This window comes from Streptomyces sp. 891-h (assembly GCF_022760275.1).
Lineage (GTDB): Bacteria > Actinomycetota > Actinomycetes > Streptomycetales > Streptomycetaceae > Streptomyces > Streptomyces spirodelae.
In genome coordinates this window covers 6764183-6777059 of record NZ_CP050693.1, presented here as the reverse complement: position 1 = coordinate 6777059, position 12877 = coordinate 6764183, and the positions used below count along the sequence as shown (strand labels likewise).

Annotated in this window: 11 protein-coding genes; all 11 read right to left on the bottom strand. The window is 66.7% G+C overall.

The genetic code is table 11. The features are described 5' to 3' along the window. Positions 1-79: 79 nt before the first annotated feature. The 11 genes from HC362_RS29920 to HC362_RS29870 all read right to left on the bottom strand — a co-directional run bounded on the left by HC362_RS29920 (position 80) and on the right by HC362_RS29870 (position 12835). The gene (locus HC362_RS29920) at positions 80-259 is read right to left on the bottom strand and encodes a hypothetical protein (RefSeq protein ID WP_243087283.1); all 180 of its coding nucleotides are present in this window, start codon (positions 257-259) and stop codon (positions 80-82) included. Positions 260-268: 9 nt separating this feature from the next. Continuing rightward, positions 269-961 carry a collagen-like protein gene (locus HC362_RS29915; RefSeq protein WP_243087282.1) on the bottom strand — a complete coding sequence of 231 codons (693 nt, stop codon included), beginning with the start codon at positions 959-961 and terminating at the stop codon, positions 269-271. Beyond that, the gene (locus tag HC362_RS29910) at positions 958-1254 is read right to left on the bottom strand and encodes a hypothetical protein (protein WP_243087281.1); all 297 of its coding nucleotides are present in this window, start codon (positions 1252-1254) and stop codon (positions 958-960) included. Before HC362_RS29910 ends, HC362_RS29915 begins: the two co-directional genes overlap by 4 nt. 14 nt (positions 1255-1268) lie before the next feature. After that, positions 1269-1616 carry a hypothetical protein gene (locus tag HC362_RS29905; RefSeq protein ID WP_243087280.1) on the bottom strand — a complete coding sequence of 116 codons (348 nt, stop codon included), beginning with the start codon at positions 1614-1616 and terminating at the stop codon, positions 1269-1271. A gap of 45 nt (positions 1617-1661) precedes the next feature. Beyond that, the gene (locus tag HC362_RS29900; RefSeq protein WP_243087279.1) at positions 1662-2240 is read right to left on the bottom strand and encodes a 3'-5' exoribonuclease; all 579 of its coding nucleotides are present in this window, start codon (positions 2238-2240) and stop codon (positions 1662-1664) included. Continuing rightward, the gene (locus HC362_RS29895; protein WP_243087278.1) at positions 2237-3142 is read right to left on the bottom strand and encodes a glycoside hydrolase family 25 protein; all 906 of its coding nucleotides are present in this window, start codon (positions 3140-3142) and stop codon (positions 2237-2239) included. Before HC362_RS29895 ends, HC362_RS29900 begins: the two co-directional genes overlap by 4 nt. A gap of 61 nt (positions 3143-3203) precedes the next feature. Next, positions 3204-4919, bottom strand: a complete 1716-nt coding sequence (locus HC362_RS29890; protein WP_243087277.1) for a glycerophosphodiester phosphodiesterase family protein — start codon at positions 4917-4919, stop codon at positions 3204-3206. 7 nt (positions 4920-4926) lie between these two features. Beyond that, complete coding sequence (locus HC362_RS29885; protein WP_243087276.1) at positions 4927-5853, bottom strand: hypothetical protein; 927 nt, start codon at positions 5851-5853, stop codon at positions 4927-4929. A 3-nt stretch (positions 5854-5856) separates the two neighbouring features. Continuing rightward, the gene (locus tag HC362_RS29880; RefSeq protein ID WP_243087275.1) at positions 5857-7020 is read right to left on the bottom strand and encodes a siphovirus ReqiPepy6 Gp37-like family protein; all 1164 of its coding nucleotides are present in this window, start codon (positions 7018-7020) and stop codon (positions 5857-5859) included. A gap of 1 nt (position 7021) precedes the next feature. Beyond that, positions 7022-8266 (bottom strand): phage tail domain-containing protein, encoded by a 1245-nt coding sequence (locus HC362_RS29875; protein WP_243087274.1) that lies wholly within the window; start codon positions 8264-8266, stop codon positions 7022-7024. Then, positions 8267-12835, bottom strand: a complete 4569-nt coding sequence (locus tag HC362_RS29870) for a phage tail tape measure protein (RefSeq protein WP_243087273.1) — start codon at positions 12833-12835, stop codon at positions 8267-8269. It lies immediately after the preceding gene. Positions 12836-12877: the final 42 nt, after the last annotated feature.

Sequence of the window (12877 nt, the reverse complement as noted above, 5' to 3'; positions counted from 1 at the left end):
ACGCGCTACAGGAAAGCGGGCCGAGTCATAGGTCTCCACGCGACGAATCGCCCCGCCGCCCGAAGGCAGCGGGGCGTTGTCATGCCGCCTCGTCCGGCGGCGGTGCGGGTTCGAGGAACGGCTGCGTGCTGGGCGGTGGCGGCGGCTCCGGCGACGGTTCGGGCGGCGGCTCCACCCACCCCATATCCACCTGGGAGCCCAGGTCGGCGCCGGCCGGGTCCGGGCGAGGGGTGACAGGCTGGGGCGACTGCAGAGGCATAACGTCCTCCTAAGGGTAGGTGCGGCGGCTCGGATCGAGAGCAGCGGTCTCGGGTTTCGTGCCGCCCCCGTCAGGCTCACCACCGCCAGACGGCTGGCAGTTGTACGACGTGGACCCCTCAGAGGTCGGGCTGCACCGGTAGGTGACTCCGTTGTAGGTGAACGTCCAGCCGGACGGCGCCGGGCCGGCGGGCCCACGCTCTCCCCGCGGCCCCTGCTCCCCGCGAGGGCCAGATGGTCCAGGTTCACCCTTCGGGCCTTGAGGTCCGGGCTCGCCCTGCTTGCCGTCCTCGCCCGGCTCACCTTTCTCACCCTTGGGTCCGTCCGACCCTGCCTTACCGGTCTTGCCATGGGAGCCGGTGTCGCCGTCCTTTCCGGAAACGCCCCGCTTGCCGGTGGGGCCGGGGCTTCCACGGTCGCCTTTTTCCCCCGCCGGCCCGCGCGGACCGCGGGGGCCACGCTTCGCCTCGTCGGGGTCACCACGCGATCCGGGCGGGCCGGCCACCGGCTTCTCGCCGAGCTGCTCAACCTGCTTGGCGAGAGCGTCACGGGCTTCGTTGGCGTCGCGCAGGTCACCGTTGAGGCCCTGCACCACCAGCACGATCCAGGCGATGGCACCGCCGATAGCGACCGCGCAGAGGATGGCCAGCACGTCTCCGCGGCGCCAGCGTCGCTCCTCTTGCCGCAGATGGAGGGGTGTCACGATCCGCCCCCTCGAGTCAGCAGCAGCACGACCGGCAGGAGGATGCCCACCAGCGGCACGATGACAGCGCCGAGGAGCCAGCGGCGGGTGGCGACGATGCGTTCGGTGTCCTTCTCCCGCAGAGTTTCCAGGGCTGCGACGCGGGAGGCGAGCGCTTCGTGCCGCAGGTCGTACACCTCTTGGGAGACCTTGCCGTCGATGCGCTCGCCGAGTTGCCTGATGTCGTCTCGGACGTCTGCGAACCGATCCTCGAATCGGCGGACGATCTCGCCGAGGGTCGGCTCGTCGCTCATGGTGGGCTCCCCGGTCAGGCTCCGGCTGCCGGTGCGTCGGGCTTGGAGGGGGTCACCTGCCCGCGGGACAGCAGGGCGAGGGCGGCGAGGACGAGGCCGTTGACGGCGCCCACGGTTTCCGGGGCTACCTCGAAGCCGAAGGCGGCGACGAGTACGGCGACGGCGGCGACGAGGCCGGTGAACGCGTTCGGGGCGATGGGCCGGGTGACGGCCGCCGCTACTGCGGCAAACACGGCGCTGACGACGGCGACGATGGAGCCGGCCTGCTCGGTGGACAGGCCGAACTGGAAGGTGACCAGCAGGGACAGGGCGGCGGATACGGTGTTGATGACGAGCGCTGGCTCACGCATGAAGGTTCTCACGGCAGAATCCTTCTGAGAGAAGAAATGGACTGATCGCGTTCCGGTTCAGGCATGTCCTGCTAGCCAGCGCCGGACGATCTGGTTGTGGCGGGCGTCGGCGAGCGCGTTATGCTCGCCGCTCTCCTGCTGGGGCAACTCGTCCCAGCCGAAGCCGAGGCGGCGAGCCTCCTGCTGGATGTCGTTGGTGAACATCGGCACGCCCGACGGCAGGTCGATCATCCGGCCCCAGAGCTGGGCGAGACACACGTGGTCGTAGGCGCCGTAGTTCGCCCACAGTTCGACGTCGGGTCCGGCCGCTTGGATGAAGTCGCGGACCTCGTTGGCGATGGCCCAGTGCGGCTTCACCTGGATGTCTTTGGTGTCCGCCCCAACCATGTCCAACGGGGGCTTCGGGTAACTGTTCGCAGGGACCTTGAGGTAGCTGTCGATCGAGGTTCGGCCGGTGATGGGCAACGAGGGGAGGACGTTGCGGATCAGCCAGTCGTTCTTGCGGATGCGGTCCCAGGGCGCATCGGAGTTGACGGCGTAGTATTCGCGGTCGTCGTCGCACACCATCCCGATGGAGATCAGCTCGATGGTGCGGCCGTCCTCCAGGAACTCCAGGTCGTAGTCGATGGCCGTCACGTCTGGTCCGCGCTGAGTGCGTCCCCCAGCCTGTCGAGCGCGGCCTGCGCGCCGGCCTCGGCCGCAGCCTGCACCTCGGCGGCCGTCAGCCCGCCGCCCTCGGCAAGCTTCGCGAGGACCGCGTCCCGGGCCGCACCCTTCGCCGCCAGCTCGGCGACCGCAGTCTCCAGGTTCTTCACCCGTCCCCGGGTCTCCCGCGCTACCTCACCGACGTGGATGAGGACGCTCTTGGGCTTCCATTCGGGGTTCGTGTCGCTGCCCCAGGGAACGGCCATCTGGCCGTCGAGTTCCCAGACGCCGTCGTACAGCTCCTTCTGAGTGGGCATGTTGTCCTCCTGTGTGCTGCCACTGCTGCCGGTGGCCCACGCCTTCATGGCGGCGCGGGACGCGAACCGGGCGACGTTGGTGTCGACGGGGGTACTCGTGTACTGGTGGATCAGCCACGGCGCCCGGATGCTCGGCGAGCCGGGATGGCCGTTGTACTGGGCGATCCACAGGGCGTCGCCCGCGTTGCTGGTGGTGTCGCGGCGCGTCCAATAGTCGACGTTGCAGTACAGGCCCACCTTGTGGGTGCCGCCACGGAGCCGCTTCACCTCGGCAAGGAAGCGGTCCTTGTCCGCGCAGCTCACGCGCGGGTCCTCCCAGTCGGCCCACAGCGGGTCACCGTGTTGGCTGGCGCACTTCTCCACGAAGTAGCGGGCCTGCGCGGACATGCTGCCGGGGCGCAGAAAGTGGTAGAAGCCCACCACGAGCCCTGCCTTCCGTGCCCGGTCGGCCTGCGCTCGCATCTTCGGGTTGATGTACGCCGTGCCCTCGGTGGCCTTGACGAATACGAAGTCGTAGCCGCGGGTGCTGTACGTGCTCGACTGGTAGGAGCTGACGTCGATGCCCTTAATGGTCATGGGGCCTCCAGGCATGAGAAAGGCCCCGACTCGGCGGGGCTGGAAACGGGAAACGTGCAGATCAGGCTACGGTGATGTTCGACCAGGTGGGCTTGTTCGTGAGACTGTTGACGCTGCCGACGGACAGGTGCCAGTACTGCCCGCGGCGTGAGGTGTCATTGACGGTCAGCGTGTAGGGGCCTACATCCGACCGAGTGATGATCACCTGCGTGGCGGTGACCTGAATCGAGAAGTCCATGTAGGCGCCGGCGACCGGGGTCTCGGTGGTCATTGAGTCGACCAGCGTGGACGATGACGACCCGGACGTGTGGGTGCGCAGCTCGACGTCCCCGTTGGCACGCAGGAAGAGGGTGTAGCCCGCGCTGTTGTCGGTGGCGAAGTACTCGAACTTGTCGTCGCTGGCCTTGCAGAACGCCACGTCGGAGTGGAGCGTCGGTGTCGGCAACGTGTCCCACTTCATGGAGAACGCGATGGTGTGCGCGTTGCCGTCGGGTGCCCGGTGCCCGCCCATGAGTACGGCCTCGTTGGGCACGACGTTGATGTAGGCGCCGCCGGATCCGTCGTACTTCAACGCGTAGGTCGGGTTGTAGTTGGCGACTCCGAGGGTGCCGGGGATGCTGACCTGGGAGGCGAACAGGTCGACACCGACCTCGGGCTGGTTGTTGAGGTACACCCACTGGGCCTCCATCAGGCCCTGCACCCCGAGTCCGGTGAGCCGGGTGACGTCGGTGTGGCGGTGGACTTCCCAGCAGATGACAGGCTTGCCGCGGTTGACGACGTCAGTGATGCGGGCGTCGGTCATGCCGTGCGGCACGCCCCACATATCGACGTTGGCGTCGACGGCGTCCATCTGCGCATCGGTGGTGCCAGCGTCCACGTAGGCCCAGGTCGTGAACTCGTTGCTCTTGGCCCAGGTGAGGCTGGTGGACTGATAGTACGCCTTCCACACGACGCTGCGCGTGGCCCCGGGGTAGCGGGCGAGCAGCAGATCCTGCAGGGGCACGATGGCGTCGTTGCTCTTGGCTTCCAGGAAGATCACACACCGGCCGTACAGGGCCTGCATGACTTCCTCAAGTGTGGGGATGGGCTGGTCGGCCCAGCCGGCGCCGAGCAGCCCTTGCGGCGTCACACGGACCTGCTCGCGGAGTGCTGCGAATGTCCAGTCGGCGAGGTTGCCGGTGTGGTCGGTGACTCGGTCCAGGGTGGCGTCGTGGAAGGCGACGAGGACGCCGTCGGCGGTGCGCCGCACGGACACCTCAATCGCGGTCGCCCCCGCGGCGAGTGCGGCCTCGTAGGCGCGCAGCGTGTGCTCGGGAAACTCGCCGCCCGAGCCGCGGTGGGCGATCGTGAACGGATTGTCGACGAGCAGGGCGTCGATACTCGGGGCGTACACGTCGGCTAGATCGCTGAGCCTGGTGCCGTGCGGATTGGCCGCCCCGGTGTGGGCATCCAGGTCCGTGCGCAGGGTAGTGACGTCGTCGCCGAGGTCCGTGGCAAGGGCCCGCCGGCGTGGGCCCGCGCCCCCGTTGGCGTCGAGGTAAACGCTACGGACGCCGTCGGGCCCGTAGAACTGGGGCACGGCCCCGTTCGCGTCGGCGGTCAACTCGCCGTTGACGATCGCGGTGGTGCCATCGGATTCGGTGAGGTCGGTGTACTGGGTGCCGCCGGTCGTCATGTTCCAGCAGGTCACTGTGGCGCCGGGCTGGAGTACGGCGGCGTTGCCCGCCCCGAGGCTGATCACATAGTCGGCTATGCCGCCGAACCGATGCCGAGCCATCTCTCTCCTAGATCTTCAGGTAGCTCATGGTGAGGGACAGCACCCGGCCAACGGTGACGTTGGAGTCGTTCTCGGTGATCCAGATTTCTCCGGTGTCCCCTCGCACTTCCACCCGGGCGTTTCCTCCGGATCCGGTGAACCGGGCGGGGAAGAAATTGTTGTAGGCCGACACCAGCTCCGACGGGACCACGCCGATCTTTGAGCCGTCCGGGTCGTTCACGGAGAACGTGGAGCCGGTGCGCTGTACCCACACCCGTAGGTACACCCAGCCGTTACGGAGCTGGCCGACGTTGTTGTAGATCTGGTTCCACGTGGAGAACCCCGGGGCGATGGTCAGCAGGCCGGTGTCTTCGTAGATGCTGACCCAGTTGGAGCCGTTCCAGCCGCGCCATTTGCCAACGTTCGGCCGGTAGGAGATTTCCCCCAGGTCCGGGTTCGGATGTGCCGAGCCGTCGTTCTCGGGGCGGATGCGACTGCCGATGTACTGCGGCCGGGAGGAGACAGTCACCGATGATGCTCCGTCGGGGACCGTCACATACGCGAGCAGGATCTCATAGGCGCCGGTATCGCCGATATCCTGTGTGAGCGTCGGAACGCCGGAGCCCGCCGCGCCTTCCACCACCACCGCCCGCACGTCCCATGTGGAGCGGTCGAGACGCAGCACCACCGCGTCGTACCGTGTCGACCCCGCCGCGTTGGCTGAGATCGTCAGCGTGTCGTCCACCGAGCCCGAATACCAGGTGAAGCCCCGAACTGAGGCATACACTCCGGACCGCACCACGACCTGCAGCCCGGTACCGGCAGAGACCACCGCGGCATCGAGTGGGGTGCCGTCCACGCCGTCGTCGGAGAACCGGGCGGCTATCCGCTCGTATTCGGGGTCGGTGACGTTTCTGCTGTTGTGGTTCGGCGACGGCCAGCTGTCCTGCGCCACGTGCTACCTCGCTTCCAGTCGGCCGAGCCGGCGGCCGAGCTTTCGTACCAGCTGCACCATTCGCGGGTCGCTGGTGGCCTCAGGTGATCCGATCAGCGTGGTGACGTATTCGCCGCTGGTCGGGGTGGCCTGCAGGTGGATGGACCGCACAACGTCCGCTACCTCAAGTCCCGTCGGCAGTTCGACGGTGACTTTGTCGCCGAGGTCGAAATCGGCGCCGGCACGCAAATCTTCGGTGTCGACTGTGACGGTGGCGAGTTCGATAGGGGCCGCGCCCTCGGCAAGCTCGGCATTCCCGTCTTGGGTCAGCTCGCCGTCGGTGTCAGTCTCCGCGGATCCGTCGATCAGCTGCTCGACCCTCCACCAGTCGCTGGCTGCGGTCGCGTGCGAGACCTCCACGAAGATGCGATCCGCTGGAGCCTCGACTTCGCTGCCCTGCACCAGGGCGTGCGTGATGGTTGGCGCGGACTGCTTGTATTGGACGCTGCGGAGGTTACCCAATCCGGTGGAGAACCGGGCGGTGGCGGTGAGGTCCTGCGGTGCATACACCTCGAAGAGGATCTGTGTGCTGGTAGCGCGGGTGCGGAAGCCGAGGCCGCCGCCGTCGACAGCGACGCGGCGGCACGTCTCCAGCAGTCCCTCGAACCTTGTGTTCACAGACGTGGTGGTGCCGACCCCTGCGGCTGTGTCGAGTGCGAAGTTGGCGAGCCGCCTCGCTGCGAGAGCACTGGGGCCGCAGTTGACGTCCACGAGGGTGCGGATGATGGTTTCGGCGTTCGTGTTGGTGATCGAGTAGGCGGCGGTGTCTGGCTGGTTGGCCCAGGTTGCTGTTGGGTCTGCCCAGGTGATGTATCCAGCGGGCAGAGCCAGGTCGTCGGTGAATTCGACGGTGACCTTGCCGACGCCCGGCTCCGGGGACTCTCCGATGCTCCACGAATAGTCCTGGGGGATCTCCATCGGGCCGGACATCCACACTTGGCCGTCACGGATCACCATCAACCTGTAGCCGGGCTGCAGTTGCGCCATGACCTCCGGGTAGGCGGGCAGTTCCACAGTGCCCGACCCAGGCTCGTTGAACCTGCGGGTGCAGTCCAGGCTGGTCCAGTGCCCGATCGGATCGCCCACTACCGTCAGGTTCCCATCGGTGATGAGCAGGTCAATCGCCATGTCAAGCCGTCTCGTACCGAGGATGGAACGACAGGTCCACAGCGCTGCCGGCCCCAGACCCGTCGAGTTGGAAGGTGACTGCGTTGTCTCCGGGTTCGAGCGCCCACAGCACGGCGCCGGGCCAGTTCAGCGCGCCGACCCAGTTGGTGGTGGCGCCCGGTGTGGTCGTCGCGACGGTGACGGTGCCGCCGGTCAGCCCAGTCGGGGTGATCGTCACCTCGGGCACGTCCACACCTAGGTATTGGCCTGCGAAGGACAGGCTGATCGTGGCGGGTAGCGGGCCGCCGGTCACGGTGATGTCACCCGCATCAACGTTCGGCAGGGCCTCAAGCGCGGCCTGCACCGTGGCGGCGTCCGCGTCGTAGGCGATGTCCGTCGTGGTGTAGCCGTCGAAGGTGATGGTGATGGTGCCTGCGGTTGCCCCGCCCAAGTCGATCGTCTGCACCTCTGCGGTCTGCTTCCGTACTCGCGGGGGGTCGGTGGTGACGGTGACCTGCTCGGTTGCCAGTAGAGAGCCGCCCAGCAGTGTGGGGTCGAGGGTGAAGGCGTCACCGGAGTCGCTGCGGGTGAATGTCACGGACGATGCCGGGCCGGTGATCACCCATTCTGGCCACACCACCACATCGCCCGGATTCGTCACCGTCGTCGCACCCAGCACCTGCGAGCTGGACACCGACGGGTAGGGCACGAAGAAGTCCTCCCCCACGCCCTGCTCGCGGTGCACCACTCGCGGGACGGCGTCGTACCAGTAGGGATCCTCGCAGTACAAGGTGAGCACCGCTCGGTCCCAGGTGACGCCGGTGCCCGGCTGGCCGAGCCCCTCGAACCCCTCCTGGTAGTAGACGTGGATCTGCCGACGGCCGCCGTCCGGGCGAGCGAACTCCAACACTCCCGGGCCCTCCCGCAGGGTGCGTGTGAACGCTCTCGCGAGCCGCCGCCACGTGTTGACGAATTCCTGGTGGTTGTCGCCCTGCACATGGATGGGCCAGACGATGCTGCGCGAGACCGGCTGCGCGTGCCGCAGCCGCGAGCCGCCTCGCGGGTAGTCGTCTGTCGTCAGCTCCACCGGGGCGGCCCCCAGCCCCGAGATGCCATCCGAAAGGGCGTAGTAGTCCCGGGCCCGGTCCGTCATCGGCCACACGGCCCCTGTCGGGTCGATGTAGGTGACCGACGCGTAACCGACCCCGGGCACCTCGACCGGCGGTGTGGTGGGCGCGCCGGACGACGCAGTAGTGATGATGGGCATCTACCGCGGCCTCCCAACCCTCGCGCGGGCCTCCTGGCGGCGCTGCAGCAGCTCTAGGTCACGCAGCGTCATGTCCCGCTGGTACAGGTGGTAGGTGCTCTGGTAGGTGTCTCCACCACGCGCGCCCTGCCTGGCCAGCATCTCCAGGCCGCGGGTTGCCTCCGGGGACAGCACCCTCCCGGGCTGGTCAAACATCAGCAGTTCGCGGCCACGGTCGCCGACACCGATCATTTGGCCGGCCTGGAAAGTGCCGCCGTGCCCGTACCAGTGTGGGGACCGGTGCTGCCAGGCTGCCAGCGCAGCGGCTGGCGAGCCGTACCGGGATTTGATGTAGCGCATCCCCCACTTGATCTGGGTGGCCGGGTTGGTGCGCCAGTCCTTACCGGCTGACGCCATTTTCGACGCGGGGAGCGAGTTACCCGTGAGAAAGACATCGTCACCTTGACGGGCTGTCCAGCTTCCCAGGTCGGTAGTCACGCACCACACGTCCTGAACGCCGATCGACTCGTCCTTCCAGCACTCCTTCCCGTTCACGGAAGTTCGCGGTTCACCTGTACGGGGGGACGTCAACGTGATCGTCCACACCGGCACCGTGCCGTGACGCTCACCTGTGCGCTTGCTGACGTACACGCTGGGGCGGCGCCCGGAGAGATACACCGCCAGTACGATCGCCTCAGCAAGCGGACCGGCCTTCTGAGTGATCTGAGTGACAGGCTTTGCCTTGCCTCGCGGCGCCGACACATTCCCCTCGGCTGCGATGATGGCCTCTAGCCATGCTTCCCGCTGGGCGGTGGACATCCCGAGAACCTGCTGTACGCAGTCGGTCTTCGGGTTGCCTGCTCGCTCAGTGAGGTCCCTGGCATAGGGGGCCGAGAGACGCCACTCGCGGTCTCGCCGCAGCTCACCCTTGACGTGGCGCTCCCGCGTGCGGGTGATACGACCATGGTCGCCGACGGCAGCGTCGATTGCCTCCCAGTTCTCCTCCTTGGTCTGACCGATGAAGTAGGTCATCGACGTCGACCCGGACTTGTAGCCCTTCTCGACGTTCTTCCCGCGAACAGGGCGCGGCTTCTGCTGCCAGCCGTCACCCGCTATCCACGCAAGCAGGGCCGCCTCTTGGATGGTGATGCCCAAGCTGGATGCAGTCGCGGCCGGCCGGGCGAGGACGATCTGCTGCCCGCGCTGCAGCGCCTGCTGCTCGACGAAGTACTCGTGGGTCGAATCAGGGTTACGCCGCTTTCCGCGGGCGTGATGGCCGTGCAGGTAGAGGTTCGGCTCCCCTCGCTTGATGCCCTTCTCGGGTACAGGGTTCCTCGCCGGAGCGGTGGTCCCGCCGCAGCCGCACTGGCATTGTCCGTATGGGATCGAGCCGGGCTCCGGGGGCAGATCGCACAGGGGAACAGTGCGCTCAACCAGCCAACGGTGATTCGGAGTGGAGACTGCCGACCACAGCGATGTGCCGAACCGCCTCAGCTCACCGACGCCGTGGTGGATGTCCGTGACGCGAGTCCATTCGCTTTTGCCGGTGCTCTGGTTGTAGCCGATGGTTTCGTCGCCGACACGAACCTGGTCATGCGTCAGCCAGCCTCGGCGAGTCAGGATTTGTGTGTTTAGATCCACACACTGAGGTATACCGTAGGCGCCGCTGCTACGGTTCAGCGCCCTGTGGTTCCAGCCGGATTCGCCCTGCCACAGCGCCCGTAGTGCGGACCACTGGTATCCGGTCCAGCCGTAGGCGGCGGCCATGGCCCGGCCGAGACGCTGGTTCGCGTTTGAGTTGCCCCCTCCGCTGAAGCCGATGAGGTCCAAGAACTGGCCGCCGAGCCCACCGAGGGCTTTGAGTGCCTTCCCGGGCAGGTTCTGGACCGACACCAGTCCCTTCTTGACGAGTGCCCCCAGTGCGGATGGCATGTCACCGAAGATCTTCTTCGCGATGGCCTTTCCGCTCGTCCTGGCCAAGCCCTTCATCAGGCCGGCGACGAGGTTGCCGCCGATCCCGGCGAAGACGCGGCTGGGAGAGTGGATGCCGAAGAACCGCTTGACCGCACGGACGATGGGGTCGATCAGGTGGGACTTGAGCCAGCGTCCGATGCCCTTGACTGCGCTGATGATGCCGTTCTTCAGGCCGGAGACCAGGGACTTGCCTTTGCCGTACAGCCAGGATCCGGCTGCTGAGAAGCGGCTCCTGATTGGCGAGACGACGTGACTGCCCATCCATCCCTTGATCCCGGAGGCCGTCTTCAGGACGCCGCGCTTGAGTCCGCCGACGAAAGCTTTCCCCTTGCTGTACAGCCAGGATCCGGCTTTGGCGAACACGTTGACGGCAGGGCGTCCTGTGTGGCGCCAGATCCAGGAGCCGATGCTCTTTCCGATAGCCAGAGCGCCGCGCTTGAACCCGCTGACGAACGCCTTGCCTTTGCCGTACAGCCACGATCCGGCTCGCTTGAACGCGTCGACCACGGGCTTGCCGACTCTGACCCATACCCAGGAGCCCATGCCTTTGGCCCGGTTCGCTATGCCGCGAGCCAGACCCGCGACAACTCGCCCCCCGCGCTTGACCAGCCAGGACCCTGCCTTGGCGAACGGTTTGAGCAGCCAGCCGATCAGTTCGCCGATCTTTGAGATGACCCAGCCGGTACCACGCTTGATACCACTTCCCAGGCCGCGGACTGCTTTGCCTCCTGCTTTGAGCAGGTCGAGACCCCACACGCCCAGGCGGGTAGTGAGCAGCCCCGCTTCACGCTCGAGGACGGCAGCGGCCCGGGGAAAGACTCGGGCTATGCCCTTCCACAGCGAGCTTCCGAAGAATTTGATCACCTTGCCGACAGCTTTGGAGATCGGCGCGGTCACCTTGTCGATCTTTTTCAGGAACGGGGCGATGGCCCGCAACACAGGGATCTTCGTGAAGATCTTCCCGAGTACACCCGCGACCTTCCCGACACCCGTAATGGAGAGGAGGCCGACGATCAGGTCCCAAAAATGCTTCTTCCAGAACGTCGGGTTGACGATCTCACTACCGAAGGAGGCCAGGAATCCGATCAAGAACCCGAACGACTGGGAGCCCACCTTCTTGCCGATGTCGGTCCAGTCCAGCTTGCTCAGCGCACCGAGCAGCTTGTTGGAAATCTCGCCGATGTGCCCTGACAGCCAGGTGATGGCCTTGCCGATCCCCGCACCGAGCGATGAGCCGAGCTTCCCCCAGTCCAGCTTCGAGAGGCCGCCGGCCACCGCATCCCGGATCTGCCCACCGACGCGCTTCGCCGCGGATGGCTTCATGCCTGCGACAGTCGGAGCCGGATCGTAGGCGTGCCCCTTCCCTCCCTTGGGCATCGGCGCCTTGCGGGGCCCCGCAAGGGCGCCGAAGAAGTCCCCGACCAGCTTCTTGGCCGTCCCGAACGTGTGCTTGATGTCCTTGACCGGGAGCATCTCGGACATCCGGTCGCTGAAGGCGTCGATAGCGGGCAGCCCGTGCTCGTTGACGAGCTCAGACAACCCGCGTGTGGCTGTGGTCAGGCCCTCAACAGCTCCCGTGGCGACCTTCAGCACGCCAAGATCGCCCAGCTCAATGAGGAAGCCCTCCCAGGCACTTTTCAGGGCCACCATCTGCCCCTTGAGGCCCTCCATCTGCACCTTGGCGATGTGGTCCGCTGTCCCGCCCGAGTTCTCCAACTTCTTCGTCAGCTTCACCAGGGCGCCCGCCCCCTGGTCGACGAGAGAGGCCATCGCCGGGCCCGCACGCTGACCGAAGATCGTCATCATTTGGCCGGTGGTAGCGCCACTGTCGTGCAGCTGCTTGATGATCTGGTTTAGTGGCAGCAGGTTGCCGTGGGCGTCCTTGACCGTGATGCCGAGGTCATCCAGTACGCCCTGCACTTTCTTCGTCGGCGCGAGGAGTCGCGAGATGGCGCCGCGCAACGCGGTGCCCGCCATGGACGCCTGGATGCCGGCGTTGCCCATCAAGCCGATCGCGGCGCTGGCTTCCTCGAACTTCACCCCAGCCGAGTGCGCTACGGGCCCGGCGTACTTGAAGGCGTCACCAAGCTGCTGGAGATTCGTGTTCGTGCTGGTGAACGTCTTGGCGAGGACATCGACGACCTTGCCGGTCTTCTCGGCCTTGAAGCCGTAGCCGGTGAGGATGTTACTGGAGATGTCCGCCGCTCGGGCCAGGTTCATCTGCCCAGCGGCTGCCAGGTTCAGTGTGCCCGGCATCGCCTTCATGATCTGGGTCGTGCTGAACCCGGCCATGGCGAGGAATCCCATGGCGTCCGCCGCCTGTGTAGCGCTGTACTGCGTCGTCGCACCGAGATGTTTGGCCTGCTCGCGTAGGGCCTTGAAGTCCTTACCGGAGGCGCCGGTGACAGCCCGCACCCGGTTCATGGCCTTCTCGAAGTCGCCGGCCGCCTTCAACGTGGCGTAGGCCAGCCCGCCAGCCGCGACCCCGCCGATTGCCAGGCCCGCCTTGACTGCTGCGCCGACGCCTCGGGATGTACGAGACAGGCCATGCATGCTCTGCCCGACCCGGGTGAAGGTGCGGCTCGCCCTGTCGCGGGCGATGACGTCGTAGACCACACGGCGACCGGCCACGGCTCACCCCCTACGCTTCTCGCGCTC